The organism is Dyella sp. 01L423 (assembly GCF_056399945.1).
This window is the reverse complement of the sequence record NZ_JBFTSI010000002.1, coordinates 241386-266257: the sequence shown is the minus strand read 5'-3', so window position 1 is coordinate 266257 and position 24872 is coordinate 241386. Positions and strand designations below refer to the sequence as shown.

At 64.6% G+C, this 24872-nt stretch carries 21 protein-coding genes; 12 read left to right on the top strand and 9 right to left on the bottom strand.

The genetic code is table 11. From position 1 onward, the window contains the following. Positions 1 to 21: 21 nt before the first annotated feature. Positions 22 to 1458 carry a siroheme synthase CysG gene (gene cysG, locus AC1DMY_RS07835; RefSeq protein WP_477164408.1) on the bottom strand — a complete coding sequence of 479 codons (1437 nt, stop codon included), beginning with the start codon at positions 1456 to 1458 and terminating at the stop codon, positions 22 to 24. A gap of 333 nt (positions 1459 to 1791) precedes the next feature. Here cysG and AC1DMY_RS07830 point away from each other — a divergent pair, with 333 nt between their 5' ends. Further along, positions 1792 to 2811, top strand: coding sequence for a LysR substrate-binding domain-containing protein (locus AC1DMY_RS07830; RefSeq protein WP_477164407.1), 1020 nt, complete (start codon positions 1792 to 1794; stop codon positions 2809 to 2811). Positions 2812 to 3099: 288 nt separating this feature from the next. Here the strand turns inward: AC1DMY_RS07830 and AC1DMY_RS07825 are convergent, their stop codons facing one another. The 4 genes from AC1DMY_RS07825 to AC1DMY_RS07810 form a co-directional block, all read right to left on the bottom strand. Further along, positions 3100 to 4866, bottom strand: a complete 1767-nt coding sequence (locus AC1DMY_RS07825) for a bifunctional sulfate adenylyltransferase/adenylylsulfate kinase (protein ID WP_477164406.1) — start codon at positions 4864 to 4866, stop codon at positions 3100 to 3102. Positions 4867 to 4932: 66 nt separating this feature from the next. Next, positions 4933 to 5655 (bottom strand): phosphoadenylyl-sulfate reductase, encoded by a 723-nt coding sequence (locus AC1DMY_RS07820; RefSeq protein ID WP_477164405.1) that lies wholly within the window; start codon positions 5653 to 5655, stop codon positions 4933 to 4935. Beyond that, positions 5652 to 7346, bottom strand: a complete 1695-nt coding sequence (gene cysI, locus AC1DMY_RS07815) for an assimilatory sulfite reductase (NADPH) hemoprotein subunit (RefSeq protein ID WP_477164404.1) — start codon at positions 7344 to 7346, stop codon at positions 5652 to 5654. Before cysI ends, AC1DMY_RS07820 begins: the two co-directional genes overlap by 4 nt. Before the next feature lies 1 nt (position 7347). Next, complete coding sequence (locus AC1DMY_RS07810) at positions 7348 to 9150, bottom strand: assimilatory sulfite reductase (NADPH) flavoprotein subunit (RefSeq protein WP_477164403.1); 1803 nt, start codon at positions 9148 to 9150, stop codon at positions 7348 to 7350. 195 nt (positions 9151 to 9345) lie between these two features. Between AC1DMY_RS07810 and AC1DMY_RS07805 the strand changes: the two genes are divergently transcribed. The 8 genes from AC1DMY_RS07805 (at position 9346) to pilH (ending at position 19377) form a co-directional block, all read left to right on the top strand. Beyond that, on the top strand, positions 9346 to 10539 hold the full coding sequence (locus tag AC1DMY_RS07805) for a JmjC domain-containing protein (protein ID WP_477164402.1): 1194 nt from the start codon (positions 9346 to 9348) through the stop codon (positions 10537 to 10539). Continuing rightward, positions 10536 to 11069, top strand: coding sequence for a DUF7931 domain-containing protein (locus AC1DMY_RS07800; protein ID WP_477164401.1), 534 nt, complete (start codon positions 10536 to 10538; stop codon positions 11067 to 11069). The genes AC1DMY_RS07805 and AC1DMY_RS07800 overlap by 4 nt, the downstream gene beginning before the upstream one ends. A gap of 251 nt (positions 11070 to 11320) precedes the next feature. After that, on the top strand, positions 11321 to 14167 hold the full coding sequence (locus AC1DMY_RS07795) for a 2-oxoglutarate dehydrogenase E1 component (protein WP_477164400.1): 2847 nt from the start codon (positions 11321 to 11323) through the stop codon (positions 14165 to 14167). 145 nt (positions 14168 to 14312) lie between these two features. Continuing rightward, positions 14313 to 15509: a 2-oxoglutarate dehydrogenase complex dihydrolipoyllysine-residue succinyltransferase gene (odhB, locus tag AC1DMY_RS07790; protein WP_477164399.1), complete on the top strand. Its 1197-nt coding sequence runs from the start codon at positions 14313 to 14315 to the stop codon at positions 15507 to 15509. Between the two features lie 147 nt (positions 15510 to 15656). Continuing rightward, complete coding sequence (gene lpdA / locus AC1DMY_RS07785; RefSeq protein WP_477164398.1) at positions 15657 to 17081, top strand: dihydrolipoyl dehydrogenase; 1425 nt, start codon at positions 15657 to 15659, stop codon at positions 17079 to 17081. Positions 17082 to 17304: 223 nt separating this feature from the next. Next, positions 17305 to 17901, top strand: coding sequence for an LOG family protein (locus AC1DMY_RS07780; RefSeq protein WP_477164397.1), 597 nt, complete (start codon positions 17305 to 17307; stop codon positions 17899 to 17901). Between the two features lie 30 nt (positions 17902 to 17931). Continuing rightward, positions 17932 to 18939 (top strand): oxidoreductase, encoded by a 1008-nt coding sequence (locus AC1DMY_RS07775; protein ID WP_477164396.1) that lies wholly within the window; start codon positions 17932 to 17934, stop codon positions 18937 to 18939. Positions 18940 to 19011: 72 nt separating this feature from the next. Next, positions 19012 to 19377: a twitching motility response regulator PilH gene (gene pilH, locus AC1DMY_RS07770; protein ID WP_121880941.1), complete on the top strand. Its 366-nt coding sequence runs from the start codon at positions 19012 to 19014 to the stop codon at positions 19375 to 19377. Positions 19378 to 19686: 309 nt separating this feature from the next. Here the strand turns inward: pilH and AC1DMY_RS07765 are convergent, their stop codons facing one another. Continuing rightward, on the bottom strand, positions 19687 to 20595 hold the full coding sequence (locus AC1DMY_RS07765; protein WP_477164395.1) for a DnaJ C-terminal domain-containing protein: 909 nt from the start codon (positions 20593 to 20595) through the stop codon (positions 19687 to 19689). 224 nt (positions 20596 to 20819) lie between these two features. Between AC1DMY_RS07765 and AC1DMY_RS07760 the strand changes: the two genes are divergently transcribed. The 3 genes from AC1DMY_RS07760 (at position 20820) to AC1DMY_RS07750 (ending at position 22221) form a co-directional block, all read left to right on the top strand. Next, on the top strand, positions 20820 to 21299 hold the full coding sequence (locus AC1DMY_RS07760; protein WP_477164394.1) for a redoxin family protein: 480 nt from the start codon (positions 20820 to 20822) through the stop codon (positions 21297 to 21299). A gap of 8 nt (positions 21300 to 21307) precedes the next feature. Next, positions 21308 to 21754, top strand: a complete 447-nt coding sequence (locus tag AC1DMY_RS07755; protein ID WP_477164393.1) for an NUDIX hydrolase — start codon at positions 21308 to 21310, stop codon at positions 21752 to 21754. A gap of 86 nt (positions 21755 to 21840) precedes the next feature. Next, positions 21841 to 22221 carry a DUF427 domain-containing protein gene (locus AC1DMY_RS07750; RefSeq protein WP_477164392.1) on the top strand — a complete coding sequence of 127 codons (381 nt, stop codon included), beginning with the start codon at positions 21841 to 21843 and terminating at the stop codon, positions 22219 to 22221. Positions 22222 to 22243: 22 nt separating this feature from the next. On the opposite strand, the gene AC1DMY_RS07745 is transcribed toward AC1DMY_RS07750, so the two are convergent. The 3 genes from AC1DMY_RS07745 to AC1DMY_RS07735 form a co-directional block, all read right to left on the bottom strand. Beyond that, positions 22244 to 22744 (bottom strand): DUF302 domain-containing protein, encoded by a 501-nt coding sequence (locus tag AC1DMY_RS07745; protein ID WP_477164391.1) that lies wholly within the window; start codon positions 22742 to 22744, stop codon positions 22244 to 22246. 57 nt (positions 22745 to 22801) lie between these two features. Continuing rightward, positions 22802 to 23818 (bottom strand): catalase family peroxidase, encoded by a 1017-nt coding sequence (locus AC1DMY_RS07740; RefSeq protein WP_477164390.1) that lies wholly within the window; start codon positions 23816 to 23818, stop codon positions 22802 to 22804. A 120-nt stretch (positions 23819 to 23938) separates the two neighbouring features. Next, on the bottom strand, positions 23939 to 24850 hold the full coding sequence (locus tag AC1DMY_RS07735) for a helix-turn-helix domain-containing protein (RefSeq protein ID WP_477164389.1): 912 nt from the start codon (positions 24848 to 24850) through the stop codon (positions 23939 to 23941). Between the last annotated feature and the right edge of the window lie 22 nt (positions 24851 to 24872).

The window sequence follows — 24872 nt, the reverse complement described above, 5'->3', positions numbered from 1 at the left end:
CCCGTGAAAGCAAAAGTTGTGTCAAGCCGCGACCGGCGTCGAGGGGAGCGGCAGCGTTTGCGCGGGGCCGCCCAATGGCTGGCTGCCGAACCACGACAGCGACGTGGCGAGGCTGGCCACCTCGCCGATGATCAGCAGCGCGGGGGACCGTACGCCGTGTCGCTCAGCCTGCTCAACCAGGCTCGCCAGCGTGCCGACGATCACCCGTTGTTCCGCCCGCGTGCCGTTTTCCACCAGGGCGAACGGCGTGCTCGCGGCGCGGCCATGCGCGATCAGCTGCTGCGCAATCAGGCCCAGCTCGCCGGTACCCATGTAGACCGCGAGCGTCTGGCGCTCCTTCGCCAGCGCCGGCCAATCGAGCGTATCGATGGACTGCTGGCAGTGCGCCGTCACCAGCCGCACGGACTGCGCATGATCGCGATGCGTCAGTGGCACGCCGGCATACGCGGCGCACGCCAAGGCCGCCGTGATGCCCGGCACCACCTCATAGGGAATGCCGTGGCTGCGCAGGAATTGAAGTTCCTCGCCACCGCGGCCAAATACGAATGGATCGCCACCCTTCAGGCGCACGACGCGCCGGCCTGCCGCAGCGTGCTCCAGCATCAGGGCGTGGATCTGTTCCTGCGTGGTGTGATGGTTGCCCGCCTGCTTGGCCACTTCGATCCGTTGAGCGTCGCGGCGGGCCAGGCCAAGCACCTCCACGCTGACCAGTCGGTCATGCAGGATCACGTCCGCTTCGTTCAAGGCACGCAGTCCGCGCAGCGTGAGCAGGCCGGGATCGCCGGGGCCGGCGCCTAGCAGCACGACCGAACCGGCCGGCTTGGTTTCGGTCGCATCCAGCAATCGCTCGGTCGATGCCTCTGCCAACGCCCATTGCCCACGGCGAAGCAGGCTTTGCACGGGTCCATTCAAAAGGCGCTCGTAGAACCGTCGCCGCAACGCGATGTCAGGCAGTCGTGTACGGATGCGTTGACGCATCTGCGCCAACAGTGTGGCAACGGAACCGATCACAGGGTCGATCAATACTTCGAGGCGTTCGCGCAGCAACCGCGCAAGCATTGGTGCGTGGCCGCCGCTTGAAATCGCGATCGTGACCGGTGCACGGTCGATCACCGCCGGCACGTGGAAGCTCGATTGCTGCGCGTCGTCGACGACGTTGACGAAAATACGTCGGGATTCGGCCAAGGCAGCGATATGCCGATGGAGTTCGGCATCCGACGTGGCGGCAATCACCAGCCATGCCTGATCGAGCCAGCCATCCTCGAAGGGGCCGCGCACCCATCGCACCCGGCCATCGTTCGCCAAACCGTGCAGCGCAGGCGTGAGGTCGGGCGCCCCCACGGTCACCTGCGCGCCGGCCTCGAGCAAAGCGGCCACCTTGCGCTCACCCACCACGCCACCACCCACTACCAGTACCTGGCGACCGGACAGATCGGCGAACAATGGGTAAAGCTTCATCGAACCTCAGGCTCCATGAGATGCATGGCTGGAGCACCCAAGCTAGGCACGCGCGGATGGCCGTACAAATGATTTCTACGGCGGCAGACATGACGGCCCGTTATAAGGCGACCCAATCTACCGGCACGACGAAGTATTGACGCAACGCAGCAACCGCTGTATAGACGTCTAATTGTGACCACCCCGTTACGGTAATCATGGACCATCATCGCCTTTGGCTGGAAAACGCCCCGACCGCCTGCCAGCGCAGCGCATCGGCGGACGAGCACGCGCGATGTATCCGCAGCGCGATAACGAGTCCCCACTCTCTCGATTGCCTGTGGAACACCAACCATGACGCTGACCCAACTACGCTATCTCGTCGCCATCGCTGATGCCGGCCTGAACATCACCCTCGCGGCCGAGCGGGTGCACGCTACCCAGCCCGGCCTGAGCAAGCTGCTGCGCCAACTCGAAGACGAGCTCGGATTTCAACTCTTTCACCGCAAGGGCCGCAGCCTGCACGCCATCACGCATGCCGGCACGCACGTGCTGGAACGCGCCCGCACCATCCTGGCGGAAGCTGCCAATATCCGTTCCATCGCGGCCAACCTGCGCAACGAATCGCGCGGCACGCTGCGCATCGCCACCACGCACACACAGGCCCGCTTCGCGCTGCCTTCGGCGGTGGCGGTGCTTAGTCGCAGCTATCCGCAGGTGAGTGTGCATTTGCAGCCGGTGAACGATTCGGACGTTATCTCCTTGCTTGAGGTCGGCCAGGTCGACCTCGCCATCGTCAGCACGGCCGCCGGCGCCCCGCCACCCAATGGCATCGCCCTGCCCGCCTACCGCTGGAACCGCAGCATTGTGGTACCGAACAGCCATCCGCTCGCACGGCAGAAGCAGCCGCCCACGCTGGAGCAACTCGCGGCCCATCCGCTGATCAGTTACGACTCTTCATTGAAGCCGGAATCCTCGTTGACCCGGGCCTTCCAAAGCGCCGGACTCGATCCGCAGATCGTCATGACCGCCAGCGATGCCGACCTGATCAAGACCTATGTGCGCGAGGGATTGGGCATCGGCGTGTTGGCCGAAATGGCCTATCAGCCGGAGCACGACACTGACCTGAGCGAACTGAGCGCGGACAAGCTGTTCGCCGCCTGCACCACGTGGATCGTCCTGCGCCGTGAAAGCGTGCTGCGCGAATACACGCTCGATTTCATCAGCGTGTTTGCGCCGCATCTGGAGCGGCGTGCGGTGAGTCGTGCGCTTGCTTCGGGTGGGACGGGGACGTCGCATTGGGCGGGGGTGCCGCATTGGCGGGAGCGGAAGCTTCCGCAGAAGGTGGTTGAGGCGCTGGTCGAGGCGCAGTGATAGGTGGATTTTGTTGGTCGTGGATGCGCTGCGGGGCTGAATGATGTTTGTAGGAGCGCACCGAGTGCGCGACAAGCCTACGGAGCGATATACCCAAGTGTGGCGGTCGCGCACAAGGTGCGCTCCTACAGAGGGATTTGTGCCTCCGTGGATTGCGAAGTCAGGGCCGCCGGATGGCTATTTGTGGGAGCGCACCCTGTGCGCGACAAACCTACGGAGCGATACACCCCAGCGCGGCTGTCGCGCACAGGGTGCGCTCCCACAGACGAGCAAGAGGCGGCGCCACGTCTACCCTCGCAACAAACCACGCTGCTCCAGCAGCGCCACAATATGCCTCGCCAACACCAGTGGCTCCGCTGCGCTCCCATCAACCCGCAACTCCGGCTGCACCGGCTCCTCATAGGGATCACTGATCCCCGTGAAATGCGTGATCGCCCCTGCACGCGCCTGTGCATACAAACCCTTGCGGTCGCGCGCTTCGCAAACATCCAGCGACGTCGCCACGTGGATCTCGATGAAATCGCCGTGCGCCTCCACCAAGGACCGTGCTTCGGCGCGCGCGTCGGCATAAGGCGCAATCGGGGCGCAAACCGCCACGCCGCCATGGCGCACGATTTCGCTGGCCACATAACCGATGCGCGTCACGTTGGCATTGCGGTCCTCCCTTGAGAAACCAAGGCCGCGGGAGAGGTGCTTGCGTACTTCGTCACCATCCAGCACGGTGACGGCGCGGGCCGTGCGCTCCAGCAACTGCGCGACGACCGCCTGCGCAATGGTCGACTTCCCGGCACCGGATAGCCCGGTGAAGAACAAGGCAAAGCCACGCGACGCCTGCACGGGATGGCGCTCGCGCAGGATCCTCACCACGTCGGGAAAGGAAAACCATGCGGGAATATCGCTACCTTCCTGCAGGTGGCGACGCAGCTGCGTGCCCGAGATGTCGCGCACTTCATCGCCGGGCTGCACTTCGTTGGACGGCAGATAGGTGTCGCGATTGGCCACATACACCATCGCAGGGAACGGCACGATGCGAATGCCAAGTTCGTCCTGATGTCGCTCCAGCAGATGCTGTGCGTCAAACGGACCGTAGAACGGCTTGCCGGTGGCGTCGTTGCCGGGACCGGCGTGATCGCGCCCCACGATGAAGTGGCTCGCCCCATAGTTCTTGCGAATGATCGCGTGCCACAGCGCCTCGCGCGGGCCACCCATGCGCATCGCCAGCGGCAGCAGCGAAAGGCGCGCGCTGTTGGCCGGGTACTGCGGCAGCAACGCCTGGTAGCAGCGCACGCGCGTGTAGTGGTCGACATCGCCGGGCCTGGTGCGCCCCACCGATGGCTGCAGCAGGAGTTTCGCACCCACTTGCTGGGCGGCGCGCAGGGTCAGTTCGCGATGCGCCCGGTGCATGGGGTTGCGCGTCTGGAACGCCACGATGCGATCCCATCCCTGCGAAGTGAACCATGCACGCAGGCTACGGGGTGTATCGCGCAGCGTGGCGAAGTCGTAGTGCGACGGTGACTGGATGCCGCGCACGCGTCCACCCAGGTTCACCGGGCGATAGCGATCCAACAGTTCGGCCACGCCAGGATGTGCGCGATCGAGCGTGCCGAACACTTGTTGCGCTTCGTGCTCGCGGTCCGGCCGATAGATATCTTCCACCTCAAGCACCGCGATGGGCACGCCCTCCACGTCGCGCAAGGCCACTTCGCTGCCCACGGTCAGCCGTTCGGCGAATGCCTCGCTCACATCCAGCGTGACGGGTATGGGCCACAGCGTGCCGTCGGCCAGTCGGTATTCGGCGACCACTCGATCGTAGTCGCGTTGGATGAGAAACCCTTCGAGCGGCGAGAACGCACCGTTGAGCAGCAGCTCCAAATCGCACAACTGGCGCGTATTGAGATCGATCGCCGGCAGGCCCGCGCTGCGCTGCTTGAGCACGGCGGCCTCCTCCGCCGGCAGATACAACTCCTTCAGCACACCGCCGTGAGGCGCGATCAGCGAAACGAAGGCATCGTCGAGCAGCGCAGCTTCGGACTGCGCAAGGGCACTCTGGCTCATGGTGTCGTTTTCTCTATCGGGGCGGAAACCGGCGGCGTGCGCCGGGGCGGTTCTTGTGGTGTTCGGTCAGGCCAGGCCGTGAAGCCCGCATTCGCGCTTCAGGCCAAAGAAACGGGTGGCATCCAGCTCGGAACCGGGTTGCCAGCGATGCGTGGTGTGCACATCGCCAATGGAGATGTAACCCTGTTCCCATAGCGGGTGGTACGGCAGGCCGTGCTTGCGCAAATACAGGCCCACGTCGCGGTCGGTCCAGTCGGCGATGGGATGAAATTTCCAGCGGTTGTCGCGGCGCTCGGCATAGGGAATGGCGGCGCGCGTGCGCGCCTGGCTGCGGCGCAATCCCGCAAACCACGAACCGGTATCGAGCTCGTTCAGGGCATGCTGCATCGGACCCACTTTGCGCAGCTGGTTGTAACGGTCGATGCCTGCCACACCCTGCTCCCATAACCGCCCTTCTCGGGCTTCAAACCATGCAGGACTTTCCGCGGCGCTATACACCTTGACGTTCAGGCCGAGTCGCTCGCGCAGCTCATCGATAAAGCGATACGTCTCGGGAAACAGATAGCCGGTGTCGATCAGCACGATGGGAAGATCGTGCCTCTGCCGCGTCAACAGATGCAGCGAGACTGCCGCCTGTGCGCCGAAACTCGAGGACAGCACATGCGTGCCCGGTGCATGGGCCAGCGCCCAGATCACGCGTTGCTCCGCCTGCAGACCGCCCAGCCATGCATTCAATGCATCCAGGGCCCGGGCATCGTGCTGAGCGTCCTCCAGCAGCGCCTGCTTCATGCCACCACCTCGAGCGGGATCCGCCGCGTGGAGGCATCGACCGCGCCGACGCGCAGCAGGAAATCACCAAAGCCTTCGTCGACCCGGCGTGCTGCCGCGTAATCCGCAAACAGTGGCGACAAGGCGTCGAGGATCGCTGGCTCGTCGACGTTCTCCCGGTAAACCTGGTTGAGGCGCTGGCCGCGGAAGTCCGCACCCAGTCGCAAGTCGTAGCGACCCGGTCCCCGCCCGACCAGGGCGATCTCGCCCAGGTACGGGCGGGAGCAGCCGTTGGGGCAACCCGACAGACGCAACAGGATGGGTGCGTCGCGCAGGCCAAAGGAGTCCAGCAGCGCTTCCAGCCTGGGCAGGATATCGGGCAGGTAACGTTCGCTCTCCGCCATCGCCAGGCCGCAGGTGGGCAGCGCCACGCAGGCCACGGCGTGGCGGCGGATGCCGCTGTCGGTGCGATAACCATCGAGCCCATGCGCCGCCACGATGGCGTCGATGCGTGCGCGCTGATCCGCGACCACGTTGGCGACGATCACATTCTGGTTGCAGGTAAGTCGGAAGTCGCCTTCGTGGACCTGCGCCAGCTCCCGCAATCCGGTGAGCCAGCGGCGCTCGCCCACATCGGCGAGTCGACCTGATTCGATCTGCAGGGTCAGATGCCAGCGCCCATCGTCGCCTTCGATCCAGCCGTAGCGATCGCCGTTGTGGTCGAAGCGATAGTCTCGTTCGTCTTCCAGCGCAAAGCCCAGGCGGCGTTCGAGTTCCGCTTTGAAAACATCCACGCCGCGATGATCGAGCGTGTATTTCAAGCGTGCATGCTTGCGCTCGCTGCGATTGCCCCAGTCGCGCTGCACCGTCACGATGGCCTCGGACACGGCGAGCAGACGTTCCGGCGGCACGAAGCCGATGATGCTTCCCAACCTCGGATACGTGCTTGGATCGCCATGGGTTGCGCCCATGCCGCCGCCGATGGCGACATTGAAGCCCTTCAACTCGCCATGCTCGATGATCGCGATCAGACCCAGATCCTGCGCGAAGACATCGACGTCGTTGAGCGGCGGGATGGCCAGGCCGATCTTGAACTTGCGCGGCAGATAGGTGCGGCCGTAGAGCGGCTCTTCGTTCTCCGGCTCGTCGACCAGTGGTTCGCCGTCAAGCCAGATCTCGTGATAGGCGCGAGTGCGCGGTGACAGTTCTTCCGAGAGCCGCGTCGCCCACTCGTAGGCAAGCGCGTGCGCACTGGATTCCACCGGATTGGCTGTGCTCACCACATTGCGCACCACGTCGCCGCACGCGGCAATCGTGGTCGCCAGGGCGTCATGGATGGCGGCAATGGTGGGCTTGAGTTTGTGCTTGATGATGCCGTGCCATTGAAACGTCTGGCGCGTGGTGATGCGCAACGTGCCATTGGCGTAGTCGCGCGCGAGGCGATCAAACACCAGCCATTGCGTGGGCGTCACCACGCCGGACGGCAGGCGTGCGCGCAGCATGAAGGAGAACGCCGGCTCGAGCTTCTGCTTGCGACGTTCCTCGCGCAGGTCTCGATCATCCTGCTGATAGCTGCCATGGAACTTCAGCAGCTTGTTGTCGTCGTCGCTGATCGCGTTGGTCACCGGATCGCGCAGGCCTTCGACGATGCTGCCGCGCAGTTGGCGGCTGGCAGCCTTGATGCGTTCGAAATCGGAGAGCGGTGTCGTCATATCAGTACACGTCGCGGGCGTAGCGCCCCTGCTGGAGGAGACCGGACAGCCATTCCTTCGCCTGTTCGTGCGATTGGCCACCGTGGGTGACGGCCACGTCGATCAAGGCGGCATGCACGTCCTTGGCCATATGATTCGCATCGCCGCAGACGTAGACGTGGGCGCCTTCCTGCAGCCACGCATAGAGATCGCGGCCCTGCTCACGAATGCGCTGCTGCACATAGACCTTGGCATCGCCGTCGCGCGAGAAAGCCAGGTCGAGCCGATCCAGCGAGCCGTCGCGCAAGGCCGCCTGCCACTCGGTCTGATAGAGGAATTCGCTGGTGAAGTGGCGGTTGCCGAAGAACAGCCAGTGACGTCCGCGCGCCGCCGTTTCGCGGCGCTCCTGCACGAAGGCGCGAAACGGCGCCACGCCCGTGCCCGGCCCGATCATGATCACGTCGCGGCTATCGTCCTTGGGCAGACGGAAGCGCTCGTTTTCTTCGATGAAGATCGGTACGCGTCGCTCGTCCGTCGCGGCGGCAAGGAAGGAAGACGCCGCGCCCCAACGTCGTTCGCCGTGCGCTTCGTAGTCAATCACAGCCACGGTCAGATGCACTTCGTCGCCCACTGCTTTCTGACTGGATGCAATCGAATACAAGCGCGGCGTCTGCGGGCGCAGTGCGGCTACCAAGTCATCCGCCGACCATCCCGTGGGATGGCGACGCCACAGGTCGATGGGTTGTTCGTCCGCCAGCAGCGCAGCCAGGCGTGGCGATTGATCCGGCCGCAGCAGGCCGGCGAGTTCCTGATCGCCGCTCACGTCGGCCACGGCTGCGATCACTGGACGACTCAAGCGCGTGAGTTCGCGCTCGTGGGTCAGCCAGTGACGCAATGGCAGCTCCCTGCCGTCGTGGAACACCGCGCGCTCGCCGTCGAGCCTGAGCAGGTTCAGCCATTGATCGACCAGCGCGGGCGGGTTCTGCGGCCACACGCCAACGGCATCGCCGGGCTCGTAACGCAGGCCGGATCCGTCCAGCGACAACTCCAAATGACGCACGTCCCGACCCGCTTCGCGCGCCACGATCGATTGGTTGTCGAGCACCGGCGCGGCAAAGGGCCGGTCCCGATGATGACTGGCGCGCGAGGGCACCGGTTGCAGCGCCGTCACCCGCGCCGCCGGTTGCGTTGCGCCCAGGGCCTGCCTGGCCTGTTCGAGCGCGCGCTCCGTCCATGGTGTCGCCACCGCGTCGACGTCCACATCCGCTTCGCCCAAGGGCGCCAGGCGCGACGCGCCAAGTTCGGCAAAGCGCTGATCGAGCTGCTGACCGATCGCGCAGAATTGCGGATAGCTCGAATCGCCCAGCCCCAATACCGCGTAACGCAGGCCGGGCAACTTGGGTGCACGTTTGCCGAGGATGAATTCGACCAGACCGCGCGCATCGTCCGGTGGCTCGGCATCGCCCTGGGTGCTGATCACCACGACCAGATGCGTTTCCTTGGCCAGATCGCGCTGGGCGTAACCATCGGCCCGCACCAGGCGGACCGCCAGTCCGGCAGCTTCCACACGGGCACTGAGTTGCGTGGCGATGCGCTTGGCCTGCCCGGTCTGGCTGCCATACAGAATGGTCAATCGCTCGCCAGCGGCTTTGGCCGCCTGCAAGGGCACGATGCCTCGCTGCAGCTGGTCGGCGCGAGCGGCGCTCCATGCGGCGACCCAGTAGAGCTCGGCCGGGCCCAGTCCTTCAGCCAATCGCTCCAGCGCGGACAACTTGTCCCCCTCGATGGAGCCCAGCCCGGTTTGCGTTGCGACGACCGCGTTCACTGCCCACCTTTGGACGTCCAGACACCTGGACACTCAAAGTAGTCATCACCTCTTGTCATGTGAAAGGACGTGTTGGCATAACCATATGTCCGTGGGCTCATTTCCCACGGCCAGGGGCGCCCCCGCCCTCCCTTGGTGGCCTTCCCCCAGACGACGATCAACGGGACCGTCATCGCCTTCGCTTAGAATGGGCAGATGACCAAGTCCCCCGCCCTCCCCATCGAAGTCCGTGGCAGCGCCAAGCAGCCGCTGGGCATGAGTCCCGCCCATTTCCTGCGCGATTACTGGCAGAAGCGCCCGCTGCTGATCCGCCAGGCCTTCCCTGATTTCGTCTCGCCGATCGAGCCGAACGACCTTGCCGGCCTGGCGATGGAAGAGACGGCGCTGTCACGCCTGATCATCCATGACGAAGGCCGCGACCGCTGGAAGGTCAAGAACGGTCCCCTGACCGAAAAGGACTTCGCCAGCACGCCGGACAAGAACTGGACCCTGCTGGTGCAGGACGTGGACAAGTGGGATGCCGACGTGGCCGCCCTGCTGGAAGACTTCAACTTCCTGCCAAGCTGGCGCCTGGACGACATCATGATTTCCTACGCCGAGCCCGGCGGCGGCGTCGGTCCCCACGTGGACCAGTACGACGTGTTCCTGCTGCAGGGCCTGGGCCAGCGCCATTGGGCGGTCGATACCAACCCCGAGGCTCCCAAGGATTTCCGCCCGGACGTGGAGCTCAAGCAGCTCCAGGTCTTCGAACCTGACCACGAGTGGCTGCTCGAACCGGGCGACATGCTGTATCTGCCGCCGGGCGTGCCGCACGACGGCATCGCGTTCGGGGGACCGTGCCTGACCATCTCGGTCGGCATGCGTGCGCCGTCGCAGGCCGAGCTGACCGGCGACCTCGCCGACTACCTGGCCGAACGCCTGCCGGATGAGCTGCGCTACACCGATCCCGACCTGACCCCGGCCAAGGCCGTCGGCGAAATCGACCGCGCGGCGCTGGGACGCCTCAAGCAGGCCCTGCCGTTCGCCGCGGCGCTGGACGACGCCACGCTCACCGACTGGTTCGGCCGCTTCATCACCCGCTACCGCAGTGCCCAGCAGCCGGTGCCGCCGGAAAAGGAATTGACCGAAGCCGCCCTGCGCAAACAACTCGATGCGGGCGCTGCCCTGCTGCGCCACCCATGGGCGCGCATGGCCTGGGCGCGCGCCAAGCGAGGCGCCACCCTATTCGTGAACGGACATCCCTACCCGACGTCGGTGGATGTCGCCGAGCGCCTGTGTGCCGAACGCGAACTCACCCCGGGCGCCAAGGTGCCGGACGCCGAGCTCGCCTTGCTGCTCACCCTGGTCAACGACGGCCACCTGGTCGCCCGCAAGCCGCGCCGCCGATGAGCGAACGGGACGTCCACGACGAGGCACCGAACGCGGGCGTTGGGCCGGCCACGCCGCCCCTGCCCGTGCGCGATCGCAGCGAACTGGCCGATGCCCGCCTTCGCCTGTTGACCGCGGCCCGTCGACGGATCGCCATCTACCAGCCCGCCCTGACCGACGATGTCTACGGCGGCGCCGCCGAGCTGGCCGAGCTTCGGCGCCTCGCCACCTCCGGCCGCGGCGCCGAAATCCGCCTGATCCTTCATGCGCCCGAGGATGCTCTGCGCGACAACCATCGGCTGGTGGCCCTGGCCCAGCGCCTGTCCAGCATCGTCTTGGTGCGCACGCCACTTGAAGAAGTGGACCTGGCCTATGCCTCGTCCTACCTGCTCACGGATCAGGGCGGCTATCTGTTCCTGCCCGATGCCCGCCGCGCCGACGGCCGCGCTGCGCTCGCCGATCGCGCCGCGCAAGCGCCGCTGCTGCAACACTTCAACGAGGTGTGGGAGCGCTCCGCGCGCGCCAGCGCCTGGCTGCCGCTCGATCTGTAACTGAACGGTAGCCTCCCGTCGCGCCAGGCGGTGACATCGACGCCAAACGCGCATTCAACGATGCAAATCCGCGCTCTACGACGATCGTCGGTACCCGATAACTCGAAATATCGATCATCGACCCCACTTAAGGGTGCAACCTGGGTTGCCGCGTCGCAGCACCCCAAGGCTATAATTAACGGGATTTTTCCCAGCCATCCGGCCAACCCCGGTCGGAACGGCTGCTGCTTCCCTTCCTCACCGGTGGTGACGTGAGCACTAATCTGATCCGCGAGTTTTTCGAATCCTCCCAACTCGCCGGCGGTAACGCCGATTACGTTGAACAGCTCTATGAATCGTGGTTGGCAGACCCTTCGTCGGTCGAAGCTACCTGGAGCAAATACTTCGAGACTTTCAAAGGCCGCGAGTCAGGGGACGTTCCCCACTCTGCGGCCATTGCGCGTATAGAGGCCGCACAAAAGCAGCGCCGTAACGGGGTTGCCGTCGCCGGCGCTCCGGTCGACGACGCCCACGCCCGCAAGCAGGCCGGCGTCCTGCGCATCCTCACCGCCTACCGTTCGCGTGGCCACCTGGCTTCGAACCTCGACCCGCTCGGCCTGGCCGAGAAGCTGCCGGCGCCGGATCTGGAACCCTCGTTCCACGGTCTGTCCGATGCCGACCTGGACACCGAGTTCGACTGCGGCAACTTTGCCGGCGGTGGCCAGCGCATGAAGTTGCGCGAGCTGATTGCCCGACTGAAGAAGGTGTACACCAACACCCTCGGCGTCGAGTTCATGCACATCAGCAACCATGAGCAGCGCAACTGGATCTACACCCGCCTGGAGCAGGCCAACGGCACGGCCGGCCTCGACGCCGCAGGCAAGAAGCGCGTGCTCGCCGAGCTGACCGCCGCCGAAGGCCTCGAGCGCTACCTGCACACCAAGTACGTCGGCCAGAAGCGTTTCTCGCTGGAAGGCGGCGACAGCTTCATCCCGATGGTGGACGACATCGTCCGCGCCGCCGGCGACAACGGCATCAAGGAAGTCGTGATCGGCATGGCCCATCGCGGCCGCCTCAACATGCTGGTGAACATCCTCGGCAAGCCGCCGCGCACGCTGTTCAACGAGTTCGAAGGCAAGTTCGACCATCCGGATGATCCGGCGCACTCGGGCGACGTGAAGTACCACATGGGCTTCTCCGCCGACGTCAAGACGCCGAACGGCGGCACCCACGTGGCGCTGGCGTTCAACCCGTCGCACCTGGAGATCGTCAATCCGGTGGTGGCCGGCTCGGTGCATGCGCGCCAGGTCCGTCGCCGCGACACCGAGCGCAAGCAGTCGATGGCCGTGCTGGTGCACGGCGACGCCGCGCTGGCCGGCCAGGGCGTGAACATGGAACTGTTCAACATGTCCCAGGCCCGCGGCTTCAAGATCGGCGGCAGCCTGCACATCGTGATCAACAACCAGGTGGGCTTCACCACCTCCAATCCGCAGGACGCCCGCTCCACGCTGTACTGCACCGACCTGGCCAAGATGGTCAACGCGCCGGTGTTCCACGTGAACGGCGACGACCCGGAAGCGGTGATCCAGGCCACGCGTCTGGCGTATGACTTCCGCAAGCAGTTCCGCAAGGACGCCGTGCTCGACCTGGTGTGCTACCGCCGCCACGGCCATAACGAGGCCGACGAGCCGGCAGCCACCCAGCCGGTGATGTACCAGATCATCCGCAAGCGCCCGACCACACGCGACCTGTACGCGCAGGAGCTGGTCAAGCAAGGCGTGATCGCCGAAGGCGACGGCCAGAAGATGTTCGAGGACTACCGCGCCCGCCTCGAGGCCGGCGAGCCGATGACCGAGCTGACCAGCTCGCTGGTCAAGGACATCGAAGTCGACTGGGACAAGTTCATCGGCGGCAAGCTGTCCACCGAGACTCCGACGGGTTACCCCAAGCAGCGCCTGGTGGAACTGGCCAACCAGATCCTCAAGATGCCCAAGGATCTGACCCTGCAGTCGCGCGTGGCCAAGATCTACGAAGACCGCGCCAAGATGGCCGCCGGCGAACAGCCGGGCGACTGGGGCTTTGCCGAGAACCTCGCCTACGCCTCGCTCATCGACGAAAACTACAACCTGCGCATCGTGGGCCAGGACGTCGGCCGTGGCACCTTCTTCCATCGTCATGCCGTGCTGCATGACCAGCAGACCGGCTACACCTATATGCCGCTGGCCGACGTGCGCAGCGGCGCCGACGTCGAGATCATCGACTCGCTGCTGAGCGAAGAAGCGGTGATGGCATTCGAGTACGGCAGCGCCACCGCCGACCCGTACACCATGCACATCTGGGAAGGCCAGTTCGGCGACTTCGCCAACGGTGCGCAGGTCGTGATCGACCAGTTCATCAGCTCGGGCGAATCGAAGTGGAATCGCCTGTGCGGTCTGTCGCTGTTCCTGCCGCACGGCTACGAAGGCCAGGGCCCGGAGCACTCCTCCGCCCGCCTGGAGCGCTTCCTGCAGCTGTGCGCGCTGGACAATATGCAGGTCTGCGTGCCTACCACGCCGGCCCAGGCATTCCACATGATCCGCCGCCAGATGGTGCGCCCGACGCGCAAGCCGCTGATCGTGATGACGCCCAAGTCGCTGCTGCGCCACAAGCTGGCCGTGTCCTCGCTGGACGAGCTGGCCAACGGCAGCTTCCAGCTGGTGATCCCGGAGCATCGCGAGCTGGCCGCCAAGAAGGTCAAGCGCGTGGTGCTGTGCTCGGGCAAGGTGTACTACGACCTGCTGGAAGACGCCGAAAAGCGTGGCCAGACCGACGTGGCCATCGTGCGCGTGGAACAGCTCTATCCGTTCCCGCGTCCGCAGGTCACCGCCGAGCTCGAGAAGTACTCCGCCGCCAAGGAAGTGGTGTGGTGCCAGGAAGAGCCGATGAACCAGGGCGCCTGGTTCCAGATCCGCCATCACCTGCAGGCCTGCGTCAACAGCAAGCAAAGCCTCTCGTATGCGGGTCGCGCGCGCTCGCCGGCGCCGGCTGCCGGCCATCTCAACACGCACGTTGTCGAGCAGGCCGCGCTGGTTGAGCAAGCCTTGGTTACGCCGGTCGGCACCGACCATTCCGCAGAATAAAATCCTGAAAAGTGCGGCCATGGATGGCCGCTTTTCCACTTTTTAGCGTTCAGGGATGAGCGCACCAAATTGAGAAGTGCGGCTATGGAAAGCCGCTTTTTGACCTTAGCGTTCAGGGATGAACGCATTCACTCAAGGAATCCACATGTCCATCGAAGTCAAAGTTCCCGTCCTGCCCGAGTCTGTCTCCGACGCCACCATCGCTACCTGGCACAAGAAGGCCGGCGAAGCGGTGAAGCGCGACGAAAACCTGGTCGACCTCGAAACCGACAAGGTGGTGCTTGAAGTGCCCTCGCCGGTCGACGGCGTGCTCAAGGAAATCAAGTTCCAGTCCGGCGACACGGTGAACAGCCAGCAGGTGATCGCGGTGATCGAGGAAGGCGCTGCCGCTGCTGCACCGGCTCCGGCCGCTGCGGCTCCCGCGCCGGCTGCCGCACCGGCCGCTCCGGCTGCCGCTGCCAAGGGCAATGCCGACCTCTCCCCGGCCGGCCTGCGCGTGGCCACCGAGCAGAACATCGATGCATCGAAGGTGGCCGGCACCGGCCGCGACGGTCGCGTGACCAAGGAAGACCTGCTCAACGTCGGCAAGGGTGGCGCCGCTCCGGCCGCTGCTGCTCCGGCTGCCAAGCCGACCCCCGGCTCGCGTCCGGAAGAGCGCGTGCCGATGACCCGCATGCGCGCCCGCATCGCCGAGCGCCTGATGCAGTCGAAGAACTCCATCGCCATGCTCACCTCGTTCAACGAAGTGAACCTGGCCGAGGTGGTGAAGATGCGCAAGGCGCTGGGCGAGTCGTTCGAGAAGGCCAACGGCGTCAAGCTCGGCTTCATGAGCTTCTTCGTCAAGGCTGCCGCCGAAGCGCTGAAGCGTCACCCGCTGGTCAACGCCTCGGTCGACGGCAACGACATCGTCTATCACGGCTACCAGGACATCTCCATCGCCGTGTCCACCGACAAGGGCCTGGTGACGCCGGTGCTGCGCGACGTGCAGGACATGAACTTCGCCGACGTCGAGCGCGGCATCGTCGATTACGCCAAGAAGGCGCGTGACGGCAAGCTGGGCCTGGACGACCTGCAGGGCGGCACCTTCACCATCACCAACGGCGGCACCTTCGGTTCGCTGCTGTCGACCCCGATCGTGAACCCGCCGCAGAGCGCCATCCTGGGCATGCACGCCATCAAGGAGCGCGCCATCGTCGAGAACGGCCAGGTGATCGCCGCCCCGATGATGTACCTGGCGCTGTCCTACGATCATCGCATCATCGATGGCAAGGACGCGGTGCTGTTCCTGGTCGATATCAAGAACCAGCTTGAGAATCCGCAGCGCATGTTGCTCGGTATCTGATCGCGCGCACGGGTCGTCTCGGCGATCCGTGCAACCGGGTAACGAAGCTCTGGCGGCGAGCGGTGGCATTGAATCCACGCTCGCCGCACACATCTCCCGCTTCATACGTGACGAGCTCCCCGGCCCGTCATACAGCCAGGAAACATCATGAGCGAAAAATTCGACGTCATCGTCATCGGCGCCGGCCCGGCCGGCTATGTGGCCGCGATCCGCGCCGCGCAGCTGGGCCTGAAGACTGCGTGCATCGACGCCTTTGTGGGCAAGGATGGCAAGCAGGCCCTCGGCGGCACCTGCCTCAACGTGGGCTGCATCCCGTCCAAGGCCCTGCTCGATTCGTCCAAGCAGTACTACAACATCGCGCACAACCTGCCGGTGCATGGCATCACGGTGGAAGGCGCCAAGGTCGACCTGGGCACCTTCATCGGCCGCAAGGACAAGATCGTCAAGCAGTTCACCGGCGGCATCGGCCAGCTGTTCAAGGCCAACAAGGTCACGCCGTTCTTCGGTACCGGCAAGCTGCTCAAGGGCAATGACGTCGAGATCACCGGCAACGACGGTTCCAAGCAGACCATCAGCGCCACCAACGTGATCCTCGCTTCCGGCTCGGTGCCGATCGAGCTGCCGTTCGCCAAGTTCGACAACAAGTTCATCGTCGACAACGCCGGCGCGCTGGATTTCACCGAAGTGCCCAAGCGCCTGGGCGTGATCGGCGCCGGCGTGATCGGCCTGGAGCTGGGCAGCGTATGGAAGCGCCTGGGTTCGGACGTGACCGTGCTCGAAGCGCTGCCGGACTTCCTCAGCGTCGCCGACGCCGACATTGCCAAGATCGCCTTCAAGGAATTCGGCAAGCTGGGCCTGAACATCAAGCTCGGCGCCAAGCTCACCAAGGCGCAGATCAAGGGCAACGAAGTCGCCCTGACCTATGAAGACAAGGACGGCGCGCACGAGCTCACCGTCGACAAGCTGCTGGTGGCCGTGGGCCGCCGCGCCTACACCGACGGCCTGCTGGCCGCCGACACCGGCGTGAAGCTGGACGAGCGCGGCCGCATCGTGGTCGACGAGCACAACCACACCGGCGTGAACGGCGTGTGGGCCATCGGCGACGCCGTGCGCGGCCCGATGCTGGCGCACAAGGGTTCCGAGGAAGGCGTGGCCGTGGCCGAGTGGATTGCCGGCAAGGCAGGCCACATCAACCTCGACACCGTGCCGTGGGTGATCTACACCGAGCCGGAAATCGCCTGGGCCGGCAAGACCGAGAAGCAGCTCAAGGACGAAGGCATCCCGTACAAGGTGGGCACCTTCCCGTTCGCCGCCATCGGCCGCGCCGTGGCCATGAACGAGGCCATCGGCCAGGTGAAGATGCTCGCCCACGCGGAAACCGACCGCATCCTGGGCGTGCACATGGTCGGCCCGGGCGTGTCCGAGCTTATCGCCGAGTGCGTGGTCGCGATGGAGTTCAAGGGCTCCTCCGAAGACCTGGCCCGCATCGTCCACGCGCATCCGACGCTGTCCGAAGCCGTGCACGAGGCCGCTCTGTCGGTCGACAAGCGCGCCATCCACAAGGGCAATTAAGGACACCGCGCCGCGCCTTCACGGCCGGCGACACGGAATCCGCGGCCCGCTCGTGGCAACATGAGCGGGCCGTTTTGTTTTTTCGCATTCGAATGCGCTACAACCATGGCGTCATTCCGGCGAAAGCCGGAATCCAGTGCCTTTCGCTTCATCGCTTGAAGTCGCTGGATTCCGGCTTTCGCCGGAATGACGCACGATTTTATCCCCACGCATCTTGATCCCCATGCCCCAACCCACCGCCCTTTGCGTCTACTGCGGCTCCAGCAGCGGCAATCATCCTGAATACGTCGAACAGGCCCGTGCCTTCGGTACCGAAATGGCCCGCCGCGGCATCGCGCTGGTCTATGGCGGCGGCAAGGTCGGCCTGATGGGCACCGTGGCCGACGCGGTGCTGGCCGCCGGCGGCAAGGTGATAGGCGTGATTCCACGCCAGCTGGTCGACCTGGAAGTGGCGCACGGCGGCCTCAGCGAGCTGGTGGTGGTGGACACCATGCATCAGCGCAAGACGCGCATGTTCGAGCTGTCCGATGCCTTCGTCGCCCTGCCCGGCGGCTACGGCACCATGGACGAGATGTTCGAAATGCTGACCTGGGCGCAGCTGGGCCTGCATCGCTATCCGTGCGCCTTCTACGACGTACGCGGCTACTACACACATCTGCGCGCCATGATGGACCACATGGTGGCCGAACGATTCGTGCGCCCCGAGCAGCGCGAAAGTGTATGGTTCGGTCAGGACATGCCCCAGCTGTTCGACTGGCTGGACAGCTACCAGGGCGTCCACACGCCCAAATGGATCGACCGCAGCAGCGTCAAAGCCTGACCCCGGCACGACGCCTTTTAAGGATTGGCCATGAGTACACCCAGCGCCTTTCGCGCCTTCCGTATCCATAACGACGACGCCGGCTATCGCGGCGGTATCGAGACCCTCGCCGCCGATGCGCTGAGCACCGGCGAAGTGCTGGTGCAGGTCGCCTACTCGTCGATCAACTTCAAGGATGCGCTGGCCGGCACCGGCAAGGGCAAAATCCTCCGTCAGTACCCGCTCAACGGCGGCATCGACGTGTCGGGCACGGTGGTCGCCTCGACCGATCCGGCCTTCAAGGAAGGCGACGCCGTGCTGTGCACCGGCAGCGGCCTGTCCGAAACGCGCGATGGCGGTTACGGCGAATACATCCGCCTGCCCTCGGCGTGGACCATCCATCTGCCCAAGGGATTGAGCCTGCGCGACAGCATGATCATCGGTACGGCCGGCTTTACCGCCGCGCTCGCCCTGCTGCGCATGGAAGACAACCGCCAGACGCCTGCGCTCGGCCCGCTCGCCGTCACCGGCGCCAGCGGCGGCGTGGGCATGCTGGCCATCGATATCTTCACGCGTGCCGGCTACGCCGTGCATGCGATCAGCGGCAAAGCTTCCCATTTCGACTTCCTGCGCGACCTCGGCGCGGCCGAGTGCATCGATCGCCACCAGCTCGTTTTCAGCGGCAAGCCGATGGATTCGGCGCGCTTCGGCGGCGCGCTCGACAACGTCGGCGGCGCCATGCTGGCCGGTTTGCTGCCGCTGATCGCGCCCTACGGCAACGTCGCCATTTGCGGCAATGCCGGCGGCATCGGCTTCGAAAGCACGGTGATGCCCTTCATCATCCGCGGCGCCAGCCTGCTGGGCATTGCCTCGGCCGGGACGGCGCGCGACCTGCGCGACCGCGTATGGGAACGGCTGTCCAGCGACTGGAAACCGCAACATCTTGAGCGCATCGCCACGCGCGAAGTCACTTTGGAGCAGTTGCCCGATGCATTCCCCCGCATGCTTGCGGGCGACTCATTTGGGCGTACCGTAGTACGCGTGGGTAGCGCAAGCTGAGCTTACGCTCAGCTTGGAAGCTCTGCTTCCGCGTCATAGAATCCAACGAAACAACAAGGGGAATTCCACCTTATGGCACGCATCCTGATCGTCGACGATTCGCCGTCGCAGCTGTTGGGCATCAAGCGCATCGTCGAAAAGCTCGGGCATGAAGCGCTGACTGCCGAGGACGGCGCCGCTGGTGTGGAAGCCGCCCGCCGTGAGCGCCCCGACCTGATCCTGATGGACGTGGTGATGCCCAACCTCAACGGTTTCCAGGCCACGCGCACCATCAGCAAAGATCCGGACACCCAGCACATCCCCGTCGTGCTGGTGACCACCAAGGACCAGGAAACGGACAAAGTGTGGGGTCTGCGCCAGGGCGCGAAGGCCTATGTGACCAAGCCGATCCGCGAGGAAGAGCTGGTGAGCACGCTCAAGGAACTGCTGCCGGCGTAAGCGCTGCAATCAGATTTATAAGCGCCAGTCCAAAGTCTCGCCTAAACCTACCATCCCCTCACCGTCATTCCGGCGCAGGCCGGAATCCAGTAGCGAATAGGTTGGGTTGTCGCAATCACCAACATGCCTTAAGCCCTTCGCGAAAGCCGGATACCGAGGCCAGTGGATGACCAGCCTTCGGCTGTTGAAAAGCGCCTCCGGCCTGCGCCGGAATGACGGTCAAGAAGAACGAATACCGGGACGAGATTTTGAACACGCTCTAAGAAAAACGGCGCCCTCGGGCGCCGTTTTTCGTTGGATCGCCAGGCCTCAATGCCGCGGATCGTAATCGCCAAACTCCTCGCGCAAGGCTTCGTACGCCTTCTTCTGCGCATCGGTGTCGGCCAGCGGCGCGCGTATCGACAGCTCCACCAGCTGATCGCCGGGATGCGCACCCGGCAGACCACGGCCTTTCAGGCGCAATTTGCGACCCGACTGCGAGCCTGCCGGAATGCGCAGATCCACTGCACCGGCCAGCGTCGGCACCGGCACCGTGGCGCCCAACGCAGCTTCCCAGGGCGCAATCGGCAGCACGTGCAGCACGTTTCGGCCGTCCAGACGGAAGCGGCCATCGTCGCGTATGCCCACCTCCAGCAACAGATCGCCATTGGATGCGCCGCCCGAACCGCTGTGCCCCTGCCCCGCCAGACGTATCACCTGGCCCGGCTGGATGCCCGCTGGAATCTTCACTTCCAGCACGCGTTCGCCGCCGCTGCCGTCCTGCAGCGACAGGCGTGTGCGACCGCCATCAAACGCCGTCTGCAGGTCGATCTGCACATGCGCATGCACATCGCCGCCACGGCGTGCGCGTGGCGCGCCGCGCGGACCGGGGCCGGCTCCGCCGCGTCCGCCAAACAGGCTTTCGAAAAAGTCGCTGAAATCGCCGCCGCCATCGCCGCCGAAATCAAAGCCGTGGTTCTGACCCCAGCCCGGCGGCGGCCGGAACTGTTCGCCACCGCGGTAGCCGCCGGCGCGCAGCTCATCGTAGGCACGACGTTTTTCGGCGTCGCGCAGCACTTCGTTGGCTTCGTTGATCGCCTTGAATTTCTCTTCCGCTCCCGCGTCTTTGTTCTTGTCGGGGTGAAACTTCCTGGCCAGCTTGCGATAGGCAGTCTTGATCTCTGCCTCGCTCGCCTCCGGCTTCACGCCCAAGATGTCGTAATAATCTTTGAATTCCACTGCCACTCCCCGGCAATTCAGCCGCCCAGACCCAGGGGCGGAACATTCGATCTGCACCCATCGGCCGGCACCCTTCGCCCGGCTCGCATGGGTCACGCATGGCGAGGCCTCGCCTGCGTCGCTATGGTCGACCACATGGGTGCGAAAACGGCGTGATTCAAGGCGACAAGCCGGCCCCGTGGCGCTAGCATCGCCTCCTTCCCCATCATCACAGGCACTCTGCCATGAGCATCCAGGTCGGCGACACCCTGCCCGACGTCGAGATCCGCGTCGTCCACGATGGCATTGAACCCGCCCAGACAGGCACCCTGTTCGCGGACCGGAAGGTCGTGCTGTTTGCCGTACCGGGGGCTTTCACCCCGACGTGCTCCAACAAGCACCTGCCCGGCTACGTAAAGCAATTCGCCGAGTTCCAGCAGCGCGGCGTGGAAGTGATGTGCCTGGCCGTCAACGATGCCTATGTGATGCAAGCCTGGGCCGCCTCGCAGCACGTGCCGGCAGGCATGTGGATGCTCGCCGACGGCAACGGTGCGTTTACCAAGGCGCTCGGGCTCGAACTCGATGGCAGCGGTTACGGCATGGGCCTGCGCGCGCGACGTTTCGCGCTGTACGCCGAGAACGGCGTGGTGAAGCAGCTGCAGGTGGAAGCACCCGGCGAATTCCGCGTGTCCACCGCGGAGTCCATGCTCGAAGCGCTCGCCTGATGAATTCGATGCTGGCTCGACAACGCTATGCGTTGAACGCCAGCGTATTCGTGGTGGTCCGTCGCAGCGAGCAGATTCTGCTGCTGCGGCGAGCGAACACCGGCTGGCAGGACGGCCATTGGAGCCTTCCCGCTGGCGGCCACGACGGCGGCGAATCGCTGGAGCAGTCGGCGGCGCGCGAACTTCGCGAGGAAACCGGCATCGAGGCGCACCCGCACGACATGCGCCTGATCCACTTGCTGCACGCCCGAGCAGGCGATCATGGCGGCGAATGGCTGGGCGCATTCTTTCTCGCCACGCAATGGCAAGGCGAGCCAGCCCTGGGCGAGCCCGACAAACACGGCGGCCTGGACTGGTTCCCGCTGCACGCGCTGCCCGACGAGCTCATTGCCTATACCCGGCAGGGACTGCAACTTGGCTTGCAGGGTACGGCGTATTCCACGTTCGGCTGGTAAGCAGGCCGCAACATCCGCTGCACCCTTTCTTGTCGCGACGGCGAGTAAGGTGGCACGTCTCCTTCCCATGAAAGCGGAGCCACGCCATGTCCAGCCGAGTTCAGCGCATTCCCGGACCCGATCATCCGATCGAGGTGACGCCGAGCAAAGACCACGTCGTCGTGCGTGTGGCGGATCGTGTCGTGGCCGACACCCGACGTTCGCTGAGCCTGCAGGAGGCGAACTATCCCGTGGTGCACTACATCCCGCGCGAGGATGTGGACATGTCCCTGCTGAAACGCACGGAACACCAGACCTATTGTCCATACAAGGGCGACGCTTCCTACTACAGCATTCCCTCCGCGGGCGACCGCGGCACGAACGCGGTTTGGACGTATGAACATCCGTATGACTCGGTGACACCGATCAAAGACTACGTGGCGTTCTACGGCACGCGCGTGGATGCGGTCGAAGTGACGCCGGGCTAACGACTTTCGTCGTGGCAATCCACTAGTTGACCGCTGCCAACGCGAGCTTTTCCAGCACGGCGTCGATCGCAGCGGCCACCTTGTCCAACACCGGAAGACCGTAAGCGGCCATTACGGGCAGGAATTTGTCATAAGAGACGTGGACGGCGCCGTCCACGTCCTCGAAGACCAGCAGCTTCGTCGGCAGGTACAGGCCGACCTTCGCTCCTCCTGCGGCGAGCAGCTTCTGCGCCGTCATCGGATTGCCGACGATGAAGCAGCCGGCCTTCATGGGCGTGCCGGACAGCGAAAGCACCTTGCCCCAATTGAGATAACCCACCTCGATAAGCTTGCTGCGGCCCGCCAATTCCGAGCATTCCTCGACGTACTCGTCCCAGCTTCCGCTGGAAGAAAGTCTATCCATCAACTTCTCCGTGCCGGCATGACCAAGCTCGGCCGTAAGATCCTTAACGGTCTCCGCGAAATCCTTGCTCGAAAGCAAATCCACGTGCTCGGTCATCACAGTGGTAATCGTTGCGCGCATGGCGATGTCCTTAGTCAGAACCCAAGGAAAAATCCGCATCAGACGACATCATCCATCCTACTGTCGTTGGCCGAAAGAAATGGGATACGCCGTATTGCGCATGATCAGCATGGGATCGGCGGCTTCCACGCCAGGATGCGGTTGGCCCGGAAGGAATAGCAGCGCCTTCTGCGCGGCCTCGGGATCGGCGGGCAACTTGGTGAGCGTAAACGTCCCCAGCTTGACCAGCTTGCGACTATCGGGCCACGCGATCGATGGGTCTTCGATGCGGTCACCCTTGTCGGCAATCTGCACGAACCAGTCGAACACGATGGGCTCTTTGCCGACACGCTGCACGATGTCGTCCTGCAGGTAGCTCGCGCTTTGCGCCTTGCGTTCTTCTGGCGTGAGGTAATGCTCGCCTGCACGCGGCACAACCCGAAAACGCACATAGCTCGCCTTCCCCTGCGCGTTGGTGAACTTGAGCGAATTGACGCCGAAATACGTCGCCTGAGCGTACGAAATGGGATAGGTGCGGCTCTGCAGGAAGGCCTTCACACCGGGGTGCGCGCCGACGTACTTCTCCACCGGCGTGGGATGCGGCACACCGGGTCCGCTCGCGCCGAGCGCGCGCAAGAAAATGGCAAACTCGTCGAACGTCGCGACGATGAAACCGTTGTGCTGATTGCACTCGATGTCGAAATCGTCGCCATCGGGCGCCTTGATCTTGGCGGCGAAGCCAGCGGGAGACGCACCATCGGCATTGTCGGGAAGGTCAGGAACGCCGGCAAAGAGCGAGAATCTCGCGACGACCGGCAAGGTCCCACCCGTGAAGATGGGCTCTTTTGTAACAGTCCGCGCTTCGGGAGCGGGCGTAAACGTTCCTTCCAGCATCACGCCCTTGGTGTGCACCGCACGCGCGTGGTGATCCCCGAACGCCGTATGCAATGCATTGACCATGCTCAGCGGCGTCTCGCGGGCGGGGCCGCTGATAGGGGTCGTGTCCTGCGCCATGGCTGGTGCAACCAGGGCGAAGGCGGCCCACAGGGCCAGCGACAAGCTTGTGTGAAAGCGACGCAACGGACGGCGTGACATGGCGCTCCACTCCACAGGTGAGGAGCACCGATGATCGCGGCATCGCCGACGTGGGTCTTGAAGGTTGCAAGCGCCGATTGTCCAAACGGGGCGTCGCGCACATCGGTATCTACGAACCGCTCAAGCCCTGGGCAGGCTGCTCCGATAGACGCCGGGCCTCACGCCTACTTTGGCGGTGAATATCCGCGTGAAATGACTTTGGTCGGCAAATCCGCACGACAAGGCGATGTCGGCCAATGTGCGGCTGTGATCGTGCATCAGCTCCATGGCACGATCGACCCGGCGCATCAACAGCCACTGATGCGGCGACATCCCCGTGCTGCGCTTGAATCCGCGTACGAACGCGCTGGGCGACAATCCACATTCGCGCGCCAGCTCGATCAATGGCATGCCTTCGGCGAGTTTCATGCGCAACAATTCTTTGACTCGACGCTCTTGCCACGGCGCCAGACCTCCGCATGGCGAGGTCACGCGCGTCGTCGGCGTCCCACCGTAGGTCACCGTGAGATGGCTGCGTAGCGCCAGCAGCATGTGGTCCACGAATGTCTGGTTGGTGTGCTGCTGCGCATGCAGGGCGGGCAAAAGCGCGTAGCCAATGTGCCGAATGACCGGGTCATCGACGAAGTCTCCTCGCATCCAGCTCAGGTCGCGCACCGGCGACATACCGATATCGTCACCAAGTTCGGCCAGCGTCTCGCGCGGCAGATAGAAAAAAAGATCGTGAAATGGCTGATCGGTGTAACAAACCGGATTGCATTCCAGATCGTACAAATGCGTGGTGCCCGGCGCGATCGGCTTGACCGGAACGGATCGCCCATCGACCCACAATTCATGGTGGGCGATGCCGCGTAGCTGCAAGCCGAGCAGGTAGGCGCTTTCCGGCGCAATCGGCGTGGTAAAGCCGAAATCCGGCGCCTCGCAGTAAAGCTCGGTAACCATCAATTGGCCAGTGTCGGTTTGGCTGCCGAGCGTCGGCGGCGCATCGAGATTGAAACTGCGGCCCAGCCGCTCTCCGTAAGCCCCACGTGCCATGCCACGCGCCTCCGGGTCGATA

Coding starts and splice junctions, on each gene's coding strand:
- AC1DMY_RS07755 (WP_477164393.1), top strand. CDS start 21,308: ATGCTGGCTCGACAACGCTATGCGTTGAACGCCAGCGTATTCGTGGTG.
- AC1DMY_RS07735 (WP_477164389.1), bottom strand. CDS start 24,850: ATGGCACGTGGGGCTTACGGAGAGCGGCTGGGCCGCAGTTTCAATCTC.
- AC1DMY_RS07825 (WP_477164406.1), bottom strand. CDS start 4,866: ATGAGCCAGAGTGCCCTTGCGCAGTCCGAAGCTGCGCTGCTCGACGAT.
- AC1DMY_RS07820 (WP_477164405.1), bottom strand. CDS start 5,655: ATGAAGCAGGCGCTGCTGGAGGACGCTCAGCACGATGCCCGGGCCCTG.
- AC1DMY_RS07775 (WP_477164396.1), top strand. CDS start 17,932: ATGAGTACACCCAGCGCCTTTCGCGCCTTCCGTATCCATAACGACGAC.
- lpdA (WP_477164398.1), top strand. CDS start 15,657: ATGAGCGAAAAATTCGACGTCATCGTCATCGGCGCCGGCCCGGCCGGC.
- AC1DMY_RS07750 (WP_477164392.1), top strand. CDS start 21,841: ATGTCCAGCCGAGTTCAGCGCATTCCCGGACCCGATCATCCGATCGAG.
- AC1DMY_RS07740 (WP_477164390.1), bottom strand. CDS start 23,818: ATGTCACGCCGTCCGTTGCGTCGCTTTCACACAAGCTTGTCGCTGGCC.
- AC1DMY_RS07805 (WP_477164402.1), top strand. CDS start 9,346: ATGACCAAGTCCCCCGCCCTCCCCATCGAAGTCCGTGGCAGCGCCAAG.
- AC1DMY_RS07800 (WP_477164401.1), top strand. CDS start 10,536: ATGAGCGAACGGGACGTCCACGACGAGGCACCGAACGCGGGCGTTGGG.
- odhB (WP_477164399.1), top strand. CDS start 14,313: ATGTCCATCGAAGTCAAAGTTCCCGTCCTGCCCGAGTCTGTCTCCGAC.
- AC1DMY_RS07745 (WP_477164391.1), bottom strand. CDS start 22,744: ATGCGCGCAACGATTACCACTGTGATGACCGAGCACGTGGATTTGCTT.
- cysI (WP_477164404.1), bottom strand. CDS start 7,346: ATGACGACACCGCTCTCCGATTTCGAACGCATCAAGGCTGCCAGCCGC.
- cysG (WP_477164408.1), bottom strand. CDS start 1,458: ATGAAGCTTTACCCATTGTTCGCCGATCTGTCCGGTCGCCAGGTACTG.
- AC1DMY_RS07830 (WP_477164407.1), top strand. CDS start 1,792: ATGACGCTGACCCAACTACGCTATCTCGTCGCCATCGCTGATGCCGGC.
- pilH (WP_121880941.1), top strand. CDS start 19,012: ATGGCACGCATCCTGATCGTCGACGATTCGCCGTCGCAGCTGTTGGGC.
- AC1DMY_RS07780 (WP_477164397.1), top strand. CDS start 17,305: ATGCCCCAACCCACCGCCCTTTGCGTCTACTGCGGCTCCAGCAGCGGC.
- AC1DMY_RS07760 (WP_477164394.1), top strand. CDS start 20,820: ATGAGCATCCAGGTCGGCGACACCCTGCCCGACGTCGAGATCCGCGTC.